At 51.0% G+C, this 19548-nt stretch carries 15 protein-coding genes and 1 pseudogene; 12 read left to right on the forward strand and 4 right to left on the reverse strand.

The genetic code is table 11. From position 1 onward, the window contains the following. Window position 1 precedes the first annotated feature (1 nt). The 3 genes from AC6I4B_RS18180 (at window position 2) to AC6I4B_RS18190 (ending at window position 2789) form a co-directional block, all read left to right on the forward strand. Window positions 2-409 (forward strand): hypothetical protein, encoded by a 408-nt coding sequence (locus AC6I4B_RS18180; protein WP_497767186.1) that lies wholly within the window; start codon window positions 2-4, stop codon window positions 407-409. A gap of 24 nt (window positions 410-433) precedes the next feature. Beyond that, the gene (locus tag AC6I4B_RS18185) at window positions 434-1855 is read left to right on the forward strand and encodes a DUF4832 domain-containing protein (RefSeq protein WP_497767187.1); all 1422 of its coding nucleotides are present in this window, start codon (window positions 434-436) and stop codon (window positions 1853-1855) included. Between the two features lie 154 nt (window positions 1856-2009). Continuing rightward, window positions 2010-2789, forward strand: a complete 780-nt coding sequence (locus AC6I4B_RS18190; protein WP_497767189.1) for a hypothetical protein — start codon at window positions 2010-2012, stop codon at window positions 2787-2789. A 135-nt stretch (window positions 2790-2924) separates the two neighbouring features. On the opposite strand, the gene AC6I4B_RS18195 is transcribed toward AC6I4B_RS18190, so the two are convergent. Both AC6I4B_RS18195 and AC6I4B_RS18200 read right to left on the reverse strand, forming a co-directional pair. After that, the gene (locus AC6I4B_RS18195; protein ID WP_497767190.1) at window positions 2925-4292 is read right to left on the reverse strand and encodes an APC family permease; all 1368 of its coding nucleotides are present in this window, start codon (window positions 4290-4292) and stop codon (window positions 2925-2927) included. Between the two features lie 349 nt (window positions 4293-4641). After that, window positions 4642-6060, reverse strand: a complete 1419-nt coding sequence (locus AC6I4B_RS18200; protein WP_497767191.1) for a glutamine synthetase family protein — start codon at window positions 6058-6060, stop codon at window positions 4642-4644. A gap of 227 nt (window positions 6061-6287) precedes the next feature. On the opposite strand from AC6I4B_RS18200, the gene puuD reads away from it, so the two are divergent. The 8 genes from puuD (at window position 6288) to uilS (ending at window position 15393) form a co-directional block, all read left to right on the forward strand. Beyond that, entirely contained in the window at window positions 6288-7052 is a 765-nt protein-coding gene (gene puuD, locus AC6I4B_RS18205; protein ID WP_497767193.1) for a gamma-glutamyl-gamma-aminobutyrate hydrolase, read from the forward strand. Window positions 7053-7064: 12 nt separating this feature from the next. Beyond that, window positions 7065-7622 (forward strand): HTH-type transcriptional regulator PuuR, encoded by a 558-nt coding sequence (gene puuR, locus AC6I4B_RS18210; RefSeq protein ID WP_497767195.1) that lies wholly within the window; start codon window positions 7065-7067, stop codon window positions 7620-7622. A 199-nt stretch (window positions 7623-7821) separates the two neighbouring features. After that, entirely contained in the window at window positions 7822-9309 is a 1488-nt protein-coding gene (gene puuC, locus AC6I4B_RS18215) for an aldehyde dehydrogenase PuuC (RefSeq protein ID WP_497767196.1), read from the forward strand. Between the two features lie 2 nt (window positions 9310-9311). Continuing rightward, a complete protein-coding gene (locus tag AC6I4B_RS18220; RefSeq protein WP_497767198.1) occupies window positions 9312-10592 on the forward strand; it encodes an NAD(P)/FAD-dependent oxidoreductase in 1281 nt (426 codons plus the stop codon). Window positions 10593-10631: 39 nt separating this feature from the next. Continuing rightward, the gene (puuE, locus tag AC6I4B_RS18225) at window positions 10632-11897 is read left to right on the forward strand and encodes a 4-aminobutyrate transaminase (RefSeq protein ID WP_497767199.1); all 1266 of its coding nucleotides are present in this window, start codon (window positions 10632-10634) and stop codon (window positions 11895-11897) included. A gap of 192 nt (window positions 11898-12089) precedes the next feature. Next, window positions 12090-12941: an aldo/keto reductase gene (locus AC6I4B_RS18230; protein WP_497767201.1), complete on the forward strand. Its 852-nt coding sequence runs from the start codon at window positions 12090-12092 to the stop codon at window positions 12939-12941. Between the two features lie 26 nt (window positions 12942-12967). After that, the gene (locus tag AC6I4B_RS18235) at window positions 12968-13957 is read left to right on the forward strand and encodes an aldo/keto reductase (protein WP_497767202.1); all 990 of its coding nucleotides are present in this window, start codon (window positions 12968-12970) and stop codon (window positions 13955-13957) included. Window positions 13958-14532: 575 nt separating this feature from the next. After that, window positions 14533-15393, forward strand: a complete 861-nt coding sequence (gene uilS, locus AC6I4B_RS18240; RefSeq protein ID WP_497767203.1) for a UilS family quorum-quenching N-acyl-homoserine lactonase — start codon at window positions 14533-14535, stop codon at window positions 15391-15393. A gap of 201 nt (window positions 15394-15594) precedes the next feature. Here the strand turns inward: uilS and AC6I4B_RS18245 are convergent, their stop codons facing one another. Together AC6I4B_RS18245 and AC6I4B_RS18250 are read right to left on the reverse strand one after the other, a co-directional pair. Then, a complete protein-coding gene (locus tag AC6I4B_RS18245; protein WP_497767205.1) occupies window positions 15595-16311 on the reverse strand; it encodes a YebC/PmpR family DNA-binding transcriptional regulator in 717 nt (238 codons plus the stop codon). Between the two features lie 486 nt (window positions 16312-16797). Continuing rightward, window positions 16798-16991, reverse strand: a pseudogene (locus AC6I4B_RS18250) (type I restriction-modification system subunit M N-terminal domain-containing protein); the annotation flags it as partial. Window positions 16992-17355: 364 nt separating this feature from the next. On the opposite strand from AC6I4B_RS18250, the gene zorA1 reads away from it, so the two are divergent. Next, complete coding sequence (gene zorA1 / locus AC6I4B_RS18255) at window positions 17356-19545, forward strand: type I Zorya anti-phage system protein ZorA1 (RefSeq protein ID WP_497767206.1); 2190 nt, start codon at window positions 17356-17358, stop codon at window positions 19543-19545. Window positions 19546-19548: the final 3 nt, after the last annotated feature.

Genomic DNA, 19548 nt, shown 5'->3' on the forward strand with positions numbered 1-19548 from the left:
TTTGGATAAAACGAACAAACAGCCCTATGCGCTGGAGCGTTTTTATCGCTCTCTGGACGAAGAAACCATCAACTCGCTAACGGAAAAACAGAAGCAGGCGCTGGAGAAAGCGGTGCTGAATATCACCCTGACGACCCGTCATCGGATAGATTTTCGCCGTAGCTTTCCCCTGTTTGCTCGCCGCTACTATATGGTGTTTTTGCTGGGCCGCGACCTGCGCCGCAGGCCACGTGAAGAGGTCTCATCGGTACGGCGGCTGGGCGTTTCATTGTTGATGGTATTAGCCATTCTTATCGGACTGGGTTCGGTGTTTATTGCGCTGTATCTGATTAAATCCGCGCTTGGGATCGATATTTTCCAAAACTACCATTTGGGGCTTTGGGATTGGCTAATGAAGCATCGTCAGTAAATGGGTATGAACAAGGAGTGCAACATGCGGTGCCCGACACCGAGTTTAGGCAATATTCTTCCGTTGGCTATCGCCATCGCCGGAATGGCCTTCACCTCTGCGCAGGCGAGCGATAACACGCTTACCGTACACCCTCACCCTCTCACCCGCCCGTTGACCAACCCAGGCAACGGGATTGCCAGTTTCCACGACGGCTATGGTGAACGTTTGCCGGTTTCAAAGTATCCCAATACGGGTATTGAATATCAGCGTTATTACTGGAGCGATCTGGAGCCTCAGGAGGGTAAATACAATTTTGCGCTCGTTGACGGGGCATTCGCCGTTGCGGCGCATCATCATCCTGCGATGAACGTCGGCCTGCGTTTTATGGCTCTGGATGAGCCGGAATCCGGTTCACGCGTTCCCGACTGGTTAATAAAAAAAGGCATTAAAGGCAACTGGACGCCGGATGGCAGAACGTTTGTGCCCGATCTCGATGATCCTGTTTTTCTTCAGTACGCCCAGCGTCTGTTAACGGCATTTGGCCGCCGGTATGACGGCAATCCTGAACTGGCGTATATCGACATCGGAATGGTGGGGTCGTGGGGGGAGTGGCATAACAGTAATTTCCCGACTATCAAGCCGTTGCTCAAACGCTACACGCCAGAACAGCTCGACCGCTACGTTGATCTGCACTTCGATGCCTTCCCTCGCACGCCTAAAATCATGCTGATTAGCGGTGGAGAAACGCTGGCCAGCGCGGTGAAAAAAGGGGCCGGTTGGCGCGCAGACTGCTTGGGTGACTGGCACAATTTTACCCGCGAGTGGAGCCACATGCGCAACGATTACCCGGAGCGTCTGGCAGCGGCAAAGGCATCGTGGAGCGGGTTTGATGACGCGTGGAAAAAAGCTCCTGTGAGCTTTGAGATTTGCGGATATATGGCCGAGTGGAAAAGCATGCAGCACTACACGCGTAAACAGGTGCAAGCCACGTTTGACTGGGCATTGCAACATCACGCCAGCACACTCAACTTGAAATCACGAGAAGTACCGGCGGAGTATCGCGATATTCTGGATAAAGCGCTGACCCGGCTTGGCTATCGTTTTCGCGTTGTTTCTCTGACGCATGACGCCACTCGCCACGCCGGCCAGGCGATTGCCCTGACCAGCCGTTGGTCTAACGATGGTGTTGCGCCTATTTACCTGCATTATCAGCTAGCCTGGCGCTTGCAGGATGCCAACGAACAGACGGTTACGCAGTCAACCGCCAATGATGATATTCGCCAGTGGCTACCCGGCAATCACGCTTCACACTTTGCCCTACCCACGCCTAAAAACCTGAAACCAGGCCGCTATCATCTGGACGTTGCGCTGGTTGATGAGCACCAGAAGGCGCGCATCCAGTTGGCGAACGAAGGCAAACTCGCTGACGGCTGGTATCGCCTGTCATCACTCACCTTTCAGTAAACGCCTCTGGCAAAGGCACGAATACATTAGCGCTGGAACCAAGCAGCCAGTGGGTTCAGCGTGCTACACGGTGGTGAATCATCACCTTTAAAGGGACGGGGCACCCCATTGCAGGGAAATCGCTCCGCCTGACTATCTGGGAAACAAAGAAATAATGGATATGAGAGTAAAGATTATTGCCGCTTTAATAGGCTCGGCAATGATCGTGTCTGCGTTAAATAGCTGTACGGATACGCCAGACAATATTAGCGATAGCAGCCCTCCTGCCGCCGAGCCGCTAGCGGAGAATACGCAGCAAGACGCAGCGCCGGTGATTAGCGGTAACGAGGCGAAGGCTAAAATCGGCGAGTACGCCTTTGATGATTTAACCGACGCCAGCCAATTCCCAAGCCTGAATAAGCAGTTGGGCAAAAAAGGGGTGAAGGACGCGATGGCAGGTTCACGCGCGGCAGCCTATCGTGCAGCGAAAAACGCAGATTGCGATAAGGTAGAAACCGCCGCGCCATCCGATAGTCCAGACCACAAGTTTAAAGACAATCCCCTCTTTTTCGTCAGTTGCAGCAACCTCAAGCAATGGCGTTTCTCAGCAAAAGAGTTGAAAGACAGCCACGGCAAATGGTACACCGCCGACAATGCGCCAGCGGCAGGGTTGAGCGATAGCGAAGTGCGTAAAGCAGAACATGACGCTTTGCAGGCCAGCGCGCCAGGCAGCGTGATGGAATGTAGCGAGGCGCTCAAGCACAACCTGAAATTCCCGGCATCAGCAACGTTGCACGATATTGCTGGTGCATCAATGGACTTCAATGACCGGGACGAGCATTTTGTGAATATCGAGCTAGAAGCCAAAAACGACTATGGCAATGAGCTGACTTATACCGGGCAATGTATTTTTCACCGCGATGGCACGATAACCGTGCAATTCTTTAACCGCTAATCTTGCACCCACGCTAGCTACCCCGTAGCTAGCGTTACGTTGCGGCGGTGTACCGACTCACCACTCGGCATTATGCTCGTTACCGTGACATTGCCCCCGGCTGTTTTTTCAATAAAGCGAGTGCCCTTTAACAGGTTAGCTTGCCTCAAACTGCGGCGGTGGTTTGCGGAAACGACGCGTCAGCCAGCTTAAATACAACAAGCCCAACGCCGCCCAGACCAGACCCAGCGTGAGAGAAGTCGCCTCCAGGTTTATCCACAACACGCCCACCGTTACCGCGCCAATCAGCGGCAGTAGCAGATAATGAAAGCGCTCTTTCCACGTTTTGTTATAGCCTTTGCGCCGCCAGAAGTGATTAAAGACCGACAGATTCACAAAGGTGAAGGCCACCAGTGCGCCAAAATTTATCAGCGCCGTCGCCGTCACCAGGTCAAAAAACAGCGCCGATAGCGCCACCACCCCAACCATGATGACGTTTAATGCTGGCGTGCGCCATTTCGGGTGCACGTAGCCAAAGACGCGCTCCGGGAACACATTATCACGCCCCATCACATACAGCAGGCGCGACACGCTGGCGTGCGAAGCAAGCCCGGAGGCCAGTGTGTTGACGAAAGTGGTGCAGAGGAAAATCGACTGGAATAGCTTGCCGCCGACATACAGCGCGATTTCCGGCAGCGCGGCGTCGGGGTCTTTAAAGCGGCTGATATTCGGGAAAAAGAGCTGCATAAAGAAAGAGGCGATGATGAAAATCAGCCCGCCGTACAGCGCCGTCAGGAAAATCGCTTTCGGGATAACCCGCGCCGCATCCATCGTTTCTTCAGAAAGCGTGGTGACGGCATCAAATCCGAGGAACGAGAAACAGACAATCGTCGCGCCGGTAATTATCGGGATAAGATGCGCGTTCTGGCTAATAAAGGGCTGGAGCGACCACACCGTGCCAACCCCTTCGCCTTTATGCAGGCCGTGTACCACCAGCACCACGAAAACCACCATAATCGACACTTGTACCAGGACAAACAGGGTATTGAAGTTGGCGACCAGGTTGACGCTTTTCAGGTTAGCGAGGGTCAGGATGGAGACAAAGCTCACGACCCAGATCCACGGCGGCACGTCCGGGAACATGGCGGAAAGATAAATTTTCGCCAGTAACACGTTGATCATCGGTAAGAAAAGGTAGTCGAGCAGCGAAGACCAGCCGACCATAAATCCGGCATGTGGCCCAATCGATTTTTGAGTGTAAGTATAGGCCGACCCCGCCTGTGGAAACTGACGCACCAGCTTACCGTAGCTAATCGCCGTAAACAGAACGCCCGCCAGCGCCAGTAAATAAGAGGCCGGAACGTGACCATTGCTGATACCGGAGACAATGCCAAAAGTATCAAACACGGTCATTGGAGTCAGATAAGCCAACCCCATCATGACGACCTGCCAAAGTTTGAGTGATTTACGCAGCCCGGTTTTACCCGTGCTCGATGCAAGATCCAGCGAAGTATTAGCAGACATGGCCGTTCCCCCCCATGCTAACGCGGGTTTGCGGGTACATCGACCTCATTACAAACCTACTTCGCAAGGGGGAAAAACGTAAATAACGGGTGAACATATTTCGGCAATTGACCGAAAGCATCTCTTCACAGCGGCAGCCAATCTGGCCCCCTTCACCCTGCGGGTATTTGAACATCTGCATCATCTCATTTCCTCGTCGTACATTGTGTCGTTAACTGAAACCCGTTGTCGCCAGCGTTCCTTAACGCGACACCCGGGAAATGGCTGGATGACCAGCTAAAAGTCCGGCCAGGCTCCGCGCAGGCCGTATGATGCTACATAAAGAAATATGCCCTTATCGGGCATGACGTCAGGCGTTTTTCAACATCCACTCAATTTCTGTTTCTGTGATAAGACGCTCAAATTGCAGTAATTCATCGTTCTTACACGCGTGATAAACGTGGCAGAAACGCTCGCCCAGATATTCACGCAGCGGATCATTTTGCATAAATTCCCACAGCGCATCACTTTGGCGAATCGGGAACGGCAGGCCATCTTGCTCCAGACCGTTACCTTCAACTTCTTCTTGCAGCGGCAGCGGGTTATCCAGCCCGTGTAAAATCCCGGCAAAAATGGCCGCCATCACCAGATAAGGGTTGGCATCCGCCCCCGCCACGCGATATTCAACGCGGTGGTTTTGATGATCGCCACAAGGAATACGCAGCGCCACGGTGCGGTTGTTATGCCCCCAGGAGGCTTGCGTCGGCACATACATCCCCGGCTGGAAGCGGCGGTATGAGTTAACGTTCGGCGCCAGCAGCGCCATCGACGCAGGCATTAAATCAATCATCCCCGCCAGCGCGCGCTTGAGTAAGGAGGAGTCTTCGCCGTCGGCATCCACCAGCACGTTCTCACCCTTGTTATTTTGCATACTGATATGGATATGCATCCCGCTGCCCGCGTGCTCTTCATAAGGCTTCGCCATAAAGGTGGCGTGCATTTTATGTTTCTCCGCCATTAAACGCACCAGGCGTTTTAACGCCAGCGCATCATCACAGGCATCCAGCACATTTTCGGTGTGGTGCAGGTTGATTTCGAACTGCCCTGGCGAGGCTTCCGCCACGGCGCCATCGGCCGGAATCAGCTGGAGCTGCGCCAGTTCATCGATGTCATTGAGTACATCGGCGAAGTGGTTCAGGTTGTCCACCGAGTAAACCTGGCTTTGAGTATTGCGTACGTCGGTTCCCGGCGCGCAAGGGGGTTGGAGGTCGCCTTCGGCGTCACGTTGACGGTCAAGTAAATAGAACTCCAGCTCTACCGCTACCACCGGGAACAGACCACGTTGGCGCAGTTGCTGCCAGAGGCGGTTAAGGATGTTCCGTGGTTCAACGTCAAAGGGAGCGCCATCTTCATCAATCATGGTGAGCTGCACCTGGCCAATAAACTCTGGGTCGGCGGCGGACGGGGTTAACGTCCCCAGCACCGGCATACAGGTGCAATCCGGCTCGCCCAACTCCTGGCCTAGCCCGGCCTCTTCCACCACATTGCCCAGAATATCCATCGCAAAGACGGAAGCGGGGAAATAACAGCCTTTCTCCAGCTTGCTCAGGCCCGCGACAGGGATACGTTTGCCACGGAAACAGCCGTTAAGGTCGGTGAGCAGGACGTCGATAAATTGCGTTTCGGGGTAACGTTCCAGGTAGCGTTTGACCTCCTGCATGAATGCACTACTTCGTCTTTCTTCCGAATGCTGAACAAAATTCTCAACTTCTACGATATTGGTTTCCATGATTTACCACCGTTGTTTGGGATTGCGTTCTCGGACCACGACTGTCAAATATAATGTCCATACATTCGACTTTGTATGCAAACAAATTGTTTGTCAAATGTTACATAAAAGTTTGCAAACGGCCATTCTCACTGCTAGATTGAAAAAATATTGAACAAAATGGCCGTAAAAACGCCAAGCGCGGTCATAATTTAGTCCACTTTGTGAGGGCGATCATGGAAAATATAATGCACAAGCCAGTTATCGGTATCGTGATGTGTAGGAACAGGCTCAAGGGTCACGAGACCCAGACTCTGCAAGAGAAATACCTGAATGCGATAATCAACGCCGGTGGGCTGCCAATTGCCCTCCCCCATGCGCTGGCGGAACCTGAATTGCTTTCCGTGCTGTTACCCAAACTGGACGGTATTTATTTGCCGGGTAGCCCTAGCAACGTACAGCCACACCTTTATGGTGAAAACGGCGATGAGCCTTACGCCGACCCAGGGCGTGATCTGCTGAGCATGACGCTGATTAACGCGGCACTCGAAAGGCGCATCCCCATTTTCGCCATTTGTCGGGGACTACAGGAACTGGTTGTCGCTACTGGTGGAACGCTGTATCGTCGGCTGTTTGAGCAGCCAAACCTCCTTGAACATCGCGAAGACGCTGAGCTGCCGGTGGAGATGCAATATGCTCCCTCGCATGAAGTTCAGGTTCAAAACGGAGGATTGCTCTCCCGGTTAATACCGGAATGCAGCACATTCTGGGTTAACTCGTTACACGGCCAGGGGGCAAAGACCTTAGGGCCACAGTTGCGTGTTGAAGCCCGTTCTCCAGATGGGTTGGTGGAAGCCGTCAGCGTTAATCACCACCCTTTTGCCCTGGGTGTGCAGTGGCACCCTGAATGGAACAGCAGCGAATATGCCCTGTCTCGCCTGCTGTTTGATGGTTTTATCACCGCCTGTCGGAGCTATGCTGCTGAACACAGCGACTCTGACCGCTACAGTTAAGGAAATGCAAATATGAGCGATGACGGCCTGGCGCTAGGGAAACGTTTGTCAGAGATTCGCCAGTTATTGGGTCTTTCACAACGTCGAGCCGCCGAACTGTCTGGGTTAACACATAGTGCCATCAGTACCATAGAACAGGACAAAGTCAGTCCTGCCATCAGTACGCTACAAAAGTTGCTGAAAGTTTATGGTCTGTCGCTCTCGGAATTCTTTTCTGAACCAGAAAAGCCTGATGAACCGCAGGTGGTTATTAATCAGGACGATCTTATCGAAATGGGTAGTCAGGGTGTTTCGATGAAACTCATTCATAACGGAAATCCGAACCGTACGCTGGCGATGATTTTTGAAACGTATCAGCCAGGAACCACTACTGGGGAGAGAATCAAGCATCAGGGGGAAGAGATCGGGACAATATTAGAAGGTGAAATTATGTTGACCATTAACGGTCAGTTATATCACCTGGTTGCCGGACAAAGTTATGCCATTAATACCGGCATACCGCATAGTTTCAGCAACACCTCGGCGGGTATTTGCCGAATTATTAGTGCCCATACTCCTACCACATTCTGATTTCAGCCCTGCTCCGGCGGTATAACGCCGGAGCATATTAAAAATTATCGATTACGGCATCAAGCCAAAATAATTCGAGCGGCAGCTTGAAGTGTGACGAGTATAAACAGGTTATTTAAACCTGGGACGCCCTGCGCCCTCAATGACCTAAAAATGGCTAATACCTTTATATATCCGATTACGATATCAAGGAGTTAATATGGATTTTCAGCATCTGGCTTATTGGCAGAATAAAGCGAAAAGTCTGCCAATAGAGACTCGCCTTTTTATTAACGGTGAATATTGTTCTGCCGCCGATAATACAACATTTGAAACGATTTCCCCCGCCGAGCAAAAAACGCTGGCACAGGTCGCGCGTGGCAAAAAAGCGGATATCGACCAGGCCGTTCAGGCTGCCCGCAGCGTATTTGAACGCGGAGATTGGTCGCAGGCCTCGCCCGCCCAGCGCAAAGCGGTACTGCTTAAATTTGCCAGCCTGATAGAACAACACCGCGAAGAACTGGCCTTGCTGGAGACACTCGATACCGGCAAACCCATTCGCCACAGCCTGCGTGACGATATCCCGGGCGCGGCGCGCGCTATCCGCTGGTATGCAGAAGCGATTGATAAAATTTACGGTGAAGTGGCCCCGACATCGCATCACGAGCTGGCGCTGATTGTGCGTGAACCTATTGGCGTGGTAGCGGCCGTTGTGCCGTGGAACTTCCCGCTGCTGTTGGCTTGCTGGAAACTTGGCCCAGCGCTGGCGGCGGGCAACAGTATAATCCTTAAACCTTCCGAGAAATCACCACTAACCGCGCTACGCCTTGCCGCACTGGCAAAGGATGCAGGGCTGCCGGACGGTGTGCTGAATGTGGTCAGCGGCTACGGTCACGAAGCCGGACAGGCGTTGGCGCAGCACCCTGACGTAGACACCCTCACCTTTACCGGCTCGACCCGCACCGGAAAGCAACTGCTGAAAGACGCCGGTGACAGCAATATGAAACGCGTCTGGCTGGAAGCGGGCGGCAAAAGCGCCAATATCGTTTTCGCCGACTGCCCAGACCTGCAAAAAGCCGTTAACGCCACCGCAGGCGGTATCTTCTATAACCAGGGCCAGGTATGCATCGCCGGTACTCGCCTGTTGGTAGAGGAGAGTATTGCCGATGAGTTTCTCCGCCGCCTTAAAGAACAGGCACTGAACTGGCAGCCGGGCAACCCACTCGACCCCAATACGACGATGGGAACGCTGATTGATACCGCCCATGCCGACACAGTGCATACCTTTATCCGCGAAGGCGCAGGCAAAGGCACGCTGCTGCTGGATGGCCGTGACACCCCGTGCCCAGCCACCGTTGGCCCGACCATTATTGCCGATGTCGAACCGTCATCCCGCATTAACCAGGAAGAGATCTTTGGCCCGGTGCTGGTTGTCACCCGCTTTAAAACCGAAGACGAGGCCGTACGCCTGGCGAACGACAGCCAGTATGGCCTGGGCGCTGGCGTGTGGACGGGTTCCCTCTCCCGCGCCCATCGTGTAAGCCAGCGCCTGAAAGCCGGTTCTGTTTTCGTCAATAACTACAATGACGGCGACATGACCGTGCCCTTCGGCGGCTATAAGCAAAGCGGCAACGGGCGCGATAAGTCCCTACATGCATTAGAAAAATTCACCGAGCTGAAAACTATCTGGATTTCTCTGGAGCCTTAATCATGAAAGAACATACCCACAGTTATTACGCCGCGAGCGCGAATCAATACTCGCCATTTCCAACGCTGAATGAATCCATCCACTGCGACGTCTGCGTGGTGGGCGGTGGCTATACCGGGCTTTCGTCCGCGCTGCATCTCGCTGAAATGGGCTATGACGTGGTGCTGCTGGAAAGCCAGCGTATCGGTTTTGGCGCCAGCGGGCGCAACGGTGGACAGTTGGTTAACTCCTACAGCCGCGATATCGATGTGATTGAAAAGAGCTACGGCCCGGATACCGCCCGGATGCTTGGCAGCATGATGTTTGAAGGCGGCGAGATTATCCGTGAGCGGATTAAGCGCTACCAGATCCAGTGCGACTACCGCCCTGGCGGCCTGTTTGTCGCGCTCAATAACAAGCAACTGGACACGCTGGAAGAGCAGAAAGCGAACTGGGAACGCTACGGTAATAACCAGTTGGAAATGCTGGATGCTAACGCTATCCGCCGCGAAGTCGATAGCGACCGTTACACCGGCGCACTGCTGGATCACTGCGGTGGTCATATTCATCCACTGAATTTAGCCATTGGGGAAGCCGATGCAATCCGCTTAAACGGCGGTCGGGTTTATGAGCTTTCGCCGGTGACCCACATCCAACATACCAGCCCGGCGGTTGTCAGCACCCAGCACGGCCAGGTGACGGCTCGTTACGTCATTGTCGCGGGTAACGCATATCTCGGCGATAAAGTTGAACCGGAATTAGCAAAACGCAGTATGCCGTGCGGCACACAGGTGATCACCACCGAGCCGCTCTCTGCCGAGCTAGCACAGTCTCTTATCCCGAACAACTACTGCGTGGAAGATTGTAACTACCTGCTGGATTACTACCGTCTGACGGCGGATAACCGCCTGCTGTACGGCGGCGGCGTGGTGTATGGCGCGCGCGACCCGAACGATATTGAACGTTTGGTGATGCCTAACCTGCTGAAAACCTTCCCGCAGTTGCAGGGCGTCAAAATTGATTACCGCTGGACGGGGAATTTCCTGCTGACGCTATCACGTATGCCGCAGTTTGGTCGTCTTGATAACAACATCTATTACATGCAGGGCTACAGCGGACACGGTGTGACCTGTACACACCTCGCCGGACGGCTGATTTCCGAGCTTCTGCGCGGTGACGCCGAGCGTTTTGATGCTTTCGCCAACCTGCCGCACTACCCGTTCCCTGGTGGACGTAGCCTGCGCATTCCATTTACCGCAATGGGTGCGGCCTACTACAGCTTGCGCGATCGTCTTGGGGTTTAATCGTTTTCATACAATGGCTTTTTAATAAGGGTATTGAATATGAGCAATCATGAATTTCATCAACGTCGTCTTGCCGCCACGCCGCGCGGCGTGGGAGTGATGTGTCAGTTTTTTGCCGATTCTGCAGAGAATGCCACGCTGACTGACGTCGAAGGTAATGACTATATCGATTTCGCCGCAGGAATAGCGGTGTTAAATACCGGCCATCGCCACCCAGCGCTGGTTGCCGCCGTGAAAGAGCAGCTTCAGCACTTTACCCATACGGCCTACCAGATTGTTCCTTACGAAAGCTATGTTTCATTAGCCGAGAAGCTCAACGAACTGGCGCCGGTGAAGGGGCAAGCCAAAACGGCCTTCTTCACCACGGGGGCAGAAGCCGTTGAAAACGCGATTAAAATCGCCCGAGCGCACACCGGACGCCCTGGGGTTATCGCCTTTAGCGGTGGCTTCCACGGGCGCACCTACATGACGATGGCGTTAACCGGCAAAGTCGCCCCTTATAAGATTGGCTTTGGCCCGTTCCCTGGTTCCATCTATCACGTTCCGTATCCGTCAGAGCAACAAGGAATTACCACCCGTGATGCCATCACGGCGATTGAGCGTTTGTTCAAATCGGATATCGAGGCCAAACAGGTTGCCGCCATTATTTTTGAACCGGTTCAGGGTGAAGGCGGCTTTAATGTCGCGCCAACTGAGCTGGTTGCCGCGATTCGCCGCATCTGCGACGAGCACGGTATCGTAATGATTGCCGATGAAGTGCAAAGCGGCTTTGCCCGTACCGGCAAGCTGTTTGCTATGGATCACTACGCCGATAAACCTGACCTGATGACGATGGCAAAAAGCCTGGCGGGCGGGATGCCGCTCTCCGGCGTGGTCGGCAATGCTGAAATAATGGACTCTCCTGCGCCGGGCGGTCTGGGCGGAACCTATGCCGGTAACCCGCTGTCTATCGCCGCCGCTCACGCAGTGCTGAATGTCATCGACAGCGAGAATCTTTGCGAACGGGCACAGCGCCTCGGCGAGCAACTAAAAGCCACGCTGGAAGAAGCCAAAGCCTGGTGTCCCTCGCTGGTAGCCGTCCGGGGAATTGGCTCGATGGTCGCCGCCGAATTCGTCACCCCCGACACGCGGGAGCCATCCGCCCAAATTGCCCAGCAAATCCAACAAAAAGCGCTGGCACGCGGGCTGCTGCTACTGACCTGTGGTCAATACGGAAACGTGATTCGTTTCCTGTACCCACTGACGATTCCAGACGCCCAGTTTAAGCAGGCGCTCGATATTCTCAGAGAAGTGACACAGCGGTAATTTCCGTGGCCCTCACGCTATTGGCGTGGGGGTCCCAACTTTCCTGCGCCCCGCCCCCTCGCGCGTCACGAGGCTGGCACAAAGCCCGCCTATTAATGAATCTATCTAATAAACCCTAGCTAATTACCCCACCTAATCGAATAAATCAGTTTGCGTTATGCTTTTCCGCGACAACCGCTGAAGGATAACGCCATGCAAACTGTAAAACTGAACAACGGTATAGAGATGCCCCTGCTGGGCTTTGGTGTGTTTCAGATGTCTGATGCCGCTGAATGCGAAAGAGCCGTGATTGATGCCATTGATACGGGATACCGCCTGATTGATACGGCGGCGTCTTATCAGAATGAAACCCAGGTCGGCAACGCGCTGAAACAGACCGGTATCGCCCGTAACGAACTGTTTGTGACAACCAAACTGTGGCTTCAGGATACTCATTACGAAGGTGCTAAAGCGCAGTTCGAGCGCTCCCTGAATCGACTGCAACTCGATTACGTTGACCTGTATCTGATTCACCAGCCTTACGGCGATGTCCACGGCGCCTGGCGTGCTATGGAAGAATTGCAGCAGGCGGGCAAAATTCGCGCCATTGGCGTTAGCAACTTCCATCCTGACAGGCTGGCCGATCTTATCGCCTTCAACAACGTTACCCCTGCGGTAAACCAGATTGAAGTTAACCCGTTCAACCAGCAACTTCACGCCGTTCCGTGGATGCAAAGCCGTGGCATTCAGCCAGAAGCCTGGGCTCCGTTTGCAGAAGGCAAAAATGGTCTGTTCCAGCATCCTGTATTAACGGCGATAGGTCAGAAGTACGGCAAAAGCGTGGGTCAGGTTGTGCTGCGGTGGATTTTCCAGCGAGGCATCGTTTCGCTGGCGAAATCGGTACGCAAAGAGCGCATGGAAGAGAACATCAACATTCTTGATTTTGAACTCAGTTCTACAGATATGTTGCAGATTACCGCTCTTGATACCGCAACCAGCGCCTTTTTCTCTCACCGCGACCCGGCGATGGTGGAGTGGCTGACTGGCCGCAAACTTGATGTTTAAGCCGTTGTAAACGAGGAATTTATTCAATGCAAAAACGTTATCTGGGCAAATCCAGACTCGAAGTGTCAGCACTTGGGCTAGGTTGCATGGGGCTCAGCCACGGCTACGGCCCGGCCACCGATACCCGTCAGGCAATCGAGCTTATTCGTACCGCTGTTGAACGTGGCGTTACGTTCTTCGACACCGCCGAAGTCTATGGCCCCTTCATTAATGAAGAGGTTGTCGGTGAAGCGTTAAAACCGTTTCGTGACCGTGTGGTCATTGCCACCAAATTTGGTTTTACCTTCGGTGCGGACAACAAGCAGCAGATTTTAAACAGCCGCCCGGAGCATATCCGTCAAGCCGTTGAAGGGTCATTACGCCGTCTTAAGACCGATGTCATTGATCTGCTGTATCAACACCGTGTCGATCCCGATGTCCCGATTGAAGATGTTGCGGGAACGGTGAAAGACCTGATCGCGGAAGGCAAGGTCAAACATTTTGGTTTGTCCGAAGCGGGAGCGCAAACCATTCGTCGCGCCCATGCTGTACAACCGGTTACCGCCCTGCAAAGTGAATACTCCATGTGGTGGCGCGAACCGGAGCAGGAGATCCTGCCGTTACTGGAGGAACTGGACATTGGTTTCGTACCCTTCAGCCCATTAGGCAAAGGCTTCCTGACGGGATCGATTAGGCCGGGAACCACTTTTGGCAAGGATGATTACCGAAGTCAGGTGCCGCGTTTCGCCGAACCGGCGATTGCAGCCAATGAAAAGCTGGTATCTTTGTTAGGTGAACTGGCAGCAGAGAAAGGTGTGACTTCTGCGCAAATCGCGCTGGCATGGCTGCTGGCACAAAAATCATGGATTGTTCCTATCCCTGGGACCACGAAACTGCACCGGCTGGAGGAAAACCTGGGGGCTGCTGATATTATTCTTTCGCAGAATGATTTGCTTCAGATAACCCAGGCGCTTGAAACGATTAAAATCGTCGGCGAACGTTACTCTCCTGAGCACCAGGCTCGCGTAGGCCGTTAATATCGGGGCGGGTCCACAGCATATTGCGGACCCGTTATTCCGCGAAACGCACCGATAATCAACGCAGAAGCGGGCGGACAATTCGCTAAAAGAGGCTCTTGATTCCGGTGAATTGAGAACCGTACTTAACGATGATATTTCTCACATACCCCCCTTTCATCTCCACTGCCGAATACGCGACAGATGACGGCCAAAGTCCGTGTGTTTGTCGATTATATGGCGGCAACCTTTGACAAATTCATGGTGAAATAACAAACAGGGAATAATCGCTAACAAACCTGTTCTCAATTTATAAATCCACTTAGATGTTGATAATGTCAGCGTCTCCCCCGCGTTTAAGCAAGAGTTTTCTCAACCGATTGTTGATAAGAGCGACTCATATCATAAAGCTCGGGTTAATACCTGAGTATCACGCCCTCTGCAACCCCTATAATACCCGAAGTACAGCGCATTATTGAGCTGAATAAGCCGTTTTGCCACCGGATGTGATGTTTCATCGTTATTAGGGGAAATCGTGCTGTTCTAACTGTAAAACCGTGGCAATATTATTCAACCACGACAAAAGAGAAAACTTAATGTTAACGAATAAATACATACTTACTAATGAAATAGATTTAACAATACGTCAACCTACTCATAGCGGAATAAGCCCGGTTATCATTCTTTGCCACGGATTTTGTGGGATTCAGGAAATCCTGCTGCCAAAGTATGCTGAGGCATTCTCTGATGCAGGCTATACAACCATCACGTTTGATTACCGAGGTTTTGGAGAAAGCGGTGGTGAGCGAGGCAGGCTACGCCCCCAAATGCAAATCGAAGATATCTGTAGCATTATTGACTGGATCAGCACCAAGCCTACGCTAGATAAAAATCGTATTGCTCTGTGGGGAACCTCACTAGGAGCCTGCCATGTATTTGGCGCGGCGGTGGCACGTCCACAAATAAAATGTATTATCAGCCAGATGGGCTTTGCCGATGGGGAAACTATCGTCACCGGCAAGATGGACGAAAATGAAAAGCAGGCTTTTGTTGGCACACTTGAAAAAATGGTCGAGAAGCGTGAGCGTTTAGGCAAAGAAATGTTTGTCGCCATCACCAAAGTCCTTGGGGATAAAGAGTCAAAAGCATTTTTTGATGACAATAAAGAAAAATATCCTTCAATGGATATAAAAATTCCATTTCTGACAGTCTATGAAACACTTCAGTACAAACCTTATCTGAATGCTCAACAAGTAACCTGCCCAACGCTTGTCGTTGTCGCTGGTGAAGATACCGTCAATAGTCCGCAACAAGGTATTGCATTGTACAAATCAGTGCGTTCAGAACAGAAAGAGTTATTTATCGAGAATGGTGCCAAACATTACGATCTATATGATGGTCAGCACTTTGATAACGTATCACTTAAACAAGTCGATTGGTTAAAGAAACATCTCTGACTCTAGTAAGTTAATATAAATAGCACTGGTACATTAAATCAATATATCGGTGTTATTTTACATCATTAAACGACCATAATTAAAACCAGGGGTTTCAATTCATGTCATTTATTTTAGAAGATAGTGGCCACTATCTATTTATTATGACCACTTTATAAGATTAAAAAATCTGCCATAATGACAGATTTCTTTAATTTATAATTAGAGATTCGCAACGTTATGATATACTTTTTGAACATCATCATCATCTTCAAGGGCATCAACAAGTCCTTCAAAGATTTCTAAATCTTCTGGTGAAAGTTCAACTTCTGATTGAGCAATCATTTCTAATTCTGTTGTTGAGAACTCAGTAATCCCAGCAGCTTTTAGAGCTGAAATACCTTTATGAAGATCTGTAGGCTCAGTATAAATAACGATGTTACCTTCTTCTTCGGTTACATCACGAACATCAACTTCTGCATCAAGCAAAATTTCAAAGACATGGTCAGGATCTGTTCCTTTAAATACAATCACACCCGTATTTTCGAACATATAGCTGACAGAACCCGCCGCTCCGATATTCCCGCCTTTTTTATTGAAAATTGTGCGGACATTAGCAATCGTGCGGTTAACATTTGAAGTCAACGTTTCAGCGATAACCATTGAACCATTCGGCCCAAAGCCTTCATAACGCCCTTGTACGAACGTTTCATCGCCGCCGCCTTTGGCTTTATCAATGGCTTTATCAATAACGTGTTTTGGAACTTGCGCTTGTTTCGCACGTTCAATAACGAATTTTAAAGATGTGTTTAATTCTGGGTCTGGCTCACCTTGTTTAGCTGCAGCATAGATTTCTACACCGAATTTTGCATATACTTTAGACGTTGCACCGTCTTTAGCCGTTTTTTTAGCAACAATATTGGCCCATTTACGTCCCACTGGAATAGTCTCCGCGAATATTTATTTACATTAATGGCAGATTAATAACCTGCGTATTTTCTCGCCGCATTATATCATAATATATAAATTTTCGTCCATGAGAAATAAAATAACCTAATTTTACGGAATGTTACTTTAATTTCATCAATAGTTAACATTACAGCCAAGCTATTTCCGAATTATTTTCTGGTTCTATTCTTTATTCTTAATAATGGAAGCGCAGCAATACCGTCCAGAATACCTCAGCGTTTGTTGAGGAAATTGCAAAAATGGTTAAGCGTAAGAATAGATACGTAAAGCACAACGATGTCTGCGGATGCTATCAGAACTGCATCGTCTTGGTTATCAGCATCTCAGGGGGATGCCTTACTTCAATGCTCAGGGGTTTGGGTTTGCAATCGCTCTTCGAAGCTATTTTGCCGAAAATGGTATTTCGATTCTTGCCGATAAAGCTTTCAGACGCCTTAGTGGCAATCACTGGTGCCGGTTGCCAACATCGCGGAACAGGGTAATCAACTCCTGTTGGCGAGCCTCAAAGGCATCGGATACATACTTCAGGAAGATGAGCCCCAGCACCACGTGCTTGTAGTTGGTGGCATCCATATTGACGCACAGTTTATCAGCGCTTTCCAGAATTTATTATCCAACTCGTTCAGAAACAGTTGTTCAGCGTTGTTCATGAAAATCCTCGGGGACGATCGCAGCCAGCATGCAATAACAGGCTGGCATCAATTCGGTATTGGAGTGCAGTTCGCAAAATCATCCCCGGAAAAGGAGTGATTACAAACGACATAACGTAAAGAAATTTGCATTTGATCAGCAAATAATAGGAAACTGAACCGCCGTTCTGTTTGCACAAATCAGCCCTGTCGCCTTCATCAGCAGCCCATCCTTTGCGCTACAAGGCCTGTCCTGCAATCATAGAAACGAAAAATTGAGAGATGTTTAGAGTGAGTAGCCGTATGAAGTTTTGATTAAAGGTAATCAAAATGTTGTCGATGGCTATTCTAACGTTACGTTTTTGAATATATAACAGGTAATACTATGTCGTGGCTTAATTCCGTTTTATTGGCACTTACCTCTGTGCAACCGTATATGGTGCCAGCAACCGTTATCGGCCTCGTCAGTTTTGCATTTGTTTGTTTTATTATTTTTTATCTTTATCGGTCTATTCGAATTGTTAACAGACTGAAAAAATACACACAGTCAATTAATAGCATCAAGAATAATGAGCCGGAGAATCAACTCGAGCATCTGAAAACCCTATTTGTTCAGCCTGAACTAAAGCATGCCTGGAGCGAGTTTGCCGAATCCCTGCACTCGCAGCATGAGCTGGTCGGCAGCGAAGAAAAAGTGGTTAAAATCCGTGCTACCGCGCCCAGTGCCAGCTATTTTTCAGAACAGCAACTGGTAGATATACCACTCAATACAGAATTTTTTAAACATCTGCCCGGTATTCTGACCGGTGTCGGGATTATCGGAACGTTCTATGGGTTGATGATTGGCCTGAATCATTTTGACCCCAGCACGCCGGAGCAAGTCACTAGCAGCGTCAATAATCTGCTGCACGATGTGCTGTATGCTTTCCTGGGGTCAGCATTCGCTATTTTCGCCTCTATTCTGATCACCTGGCTGGAAAAAATGTCCATCGCCTGGTGCTACAAACATCTTGAAAAGTTCACCGCAGCACTCGATTCCCTCTATGACAGCGGCGTTGGCGAGGAGTATCTCGCCTCGCTGGTGAAATCTAGTAACGAAAGCGCAACCCAGGCTCGTCACCTGAAGGAGAGTCTGGTCACCGATCTTCGTGACATGTTGCTGCATCTCGCCGAAAGTCAGAAAGTTGAAAATGAACGCCTCGCGAATACATTGAGCAACACCTATCGCGAATCAGGCGCACAGTTTGCTGACCAGGTGAGCGGCGCAATCGAAAATAGTCTGAAGTCACCGTTGGATAAAATTGCCGGTGCGGTTCAGACCGCCAGCGGCGATCAAAGCGGCATGGTTCAAAACATGCTGCAGGATGTGCTGACCGCATTTATGGCGAAACTCGATACCACGTTTGGCCAGCAGTTTACGAACCTCAACGAGATGATGGGCCAAACCGTGGGTGCTATCCAAACGATGCAAAGCGGTTTTTCTACCCTGTTGCAGGACATGCGTCAGGTCAGCGACGATTCCCGCCAGGGAAGCGCCCAGCTCATTGAACAGCTGTTATCTGAAATGAAGTCGGGCCAGCAAGCCATGCAGGCAGGCATGAACGACATGCTTGTTAGCCTTCAGGCATCCGTCGCTAAAATTGGGGCGGAAGGTGAAGGTGCGGGTGAACGTATGGCCCGTCAGCTTGAGAAAATGTTTGCCGATAGCGAAGCGCGCGAGAAGGCCCAGGCAGAACATATGTCCGCCTTTATTGAAGCCATTCAGAATTCAGTGCAGCAGGGCCAAAGTGCCACGATGGAAAAAATGGCAACGTCTGTTGAAGCACTCGGTGAGCAGTTGGGTAGCTTGTTTGGGCAAATTGATAAGGGCCAGCAGCAGATTTCGGCCAATCAGCAGGCTAATCAGCAGTCTCTACACCAACAGACCCAGCAGGTGATGAGTGAAGTGGACGATCAGATTAAGCAACTGATTGAAACGGTTGCCAGCCAGCATCAGGGGACGACAGAAACGCTCAACAAACTCGCAGAACAAACCAACCGACAGATTCAGGATATGCAAAACGGGGCCGATAAAATGCGTGTGGCGGCCGAGCGCTTTGAACATGCGGGCGATCGCGTATCGGAAGCCAATCACCTCACCGCAGATGTGCTGAATAAAGCGCAATCAGCCGGTTCATCGCTTTCCCTTGCCACCAGCGAACTCTCCTCCGTTGTGGCTGATTATCGAAACAATCGGGAAGCCGTCAGCAAATCCATTGCCATGCTGGAATTGCTTGCAGCCAATACGCAGTCTGAACAGACTACACGCAGCCAATTTATTACCGATCTCAAGCAGCACGGCGAGCGTTTGCAGAGCTATAACCGTGAAGCGCAAGACTTCATGGAGAACGTCAGCAACGTACTCGGCAAAGGCTTTGAAGACTTTTCCGAAGGTGTCTCACGCAGCCTGGATAAAACGCTAGGCAAGCTGGATGTTGAAATGGCGAAAGCCTCTAATCTGCTTGCCGGCTCTGTCGAACAGATTGGTGAAAGCGTCAGTGAGCTTGACGATGTTCTGTCACGCGTTCGAGCCTAAGGG

It is taken from the genome of Kluyvera fluvialis (assembly GCF_059725275.1).

Excerpts from the sequence above, each read along its gene's own strand:
- AC6I4B_RS18185 (WP_497767187.1), top strand. The coding sequence starts at position 434 with ATGCGGTGCCCGACACCGAGTTTAGGCAATATTCTTCCGTTGGCTATC.
- AC6I4B_RS18190 (WP_497767189.1), top strand. The coding sequence starts at position 2,010 with ATGGATATGAGAGTAAAGATTATTGCCGCTTTAATAGGCTCGGCAATG.
- AC6I4B_RS18195 (WP_497767190.1), bottom strand. The coding sequence starts at position 4,292 with ATGTCTGCTAATACTTCGCTGGATCTTGCATCGAGCACGGGTAAAACC.
- AC6I4B_RS18200 (WP_497767191.1), bottom strand. The coding sequence starts at position 6,060 with ATGGAAACCAATATCGTAGAAGTTGAGAATTTTGTTCAGCATTCGGAA.
- puuD (WP_497767193.1), top strand. The coding sequence starts at position 6,288 with ATGCACAAGCCAGTTATCGGTATCGTGATGTGTAGGAACAGGCTCAAG.
- puuR (WP_497767195.1), top strand. The coding sequence starts at position 7,065 with ATGAGCGATGACGGCCTGGCGCTAGGGAAACGTTTGTCAGAGATTCGC.
- puuC (WP_497767196.1), top strand. The coding sequence starts at position 7,822 with ATGGATTTTCAGCATCTGGCTTATTGGCAGAATAAAGCGAAAAGTCTG.
- AC6I4B_RS18220 (WP_497767198.1), top strand. The coding sequence starts at position 9,312 with ATGAAAGAACATACCCACAGTTATTACGCCGCGAGCGCGAATCAATAC.
- puuE (WP_497767199.1), top strand. The coding sequence starts at position 10,632 with ATGAGCAATCATGAATTTCATCAACGTCGTCTTGCCGCCACGCCGCGC.
- AC6I4B_RS18230 (WP_497767201.1), top strand. The coding sequence starts at position 12,090 with ATGCAAACTGTAAAACTGAACAACGGTATAGAGATGCCCCTGCTGGGC.
- AC6I4B_RS18235 (WP_497767202.1), top strand. The coding sequence starts at position 12,968 with ATGCAAAAACGTTATCTGGGCAAATCCAGACTCGAAGTGTCAGCACTT.
- uilS (WP_497767203.1), top strand. The coding sequence starts at position 14,533 with ATGTTAACGAATAAATACATACTTACTAATGAAATAGATTTAACAATA.
- zorA1 (WP_497767206.1), top strand. The coding sequence starts at position 17,356 with ATGTCGTGGCTTAATTCCGTTTTATTGGCACTTACCTCTGTGCAACCG.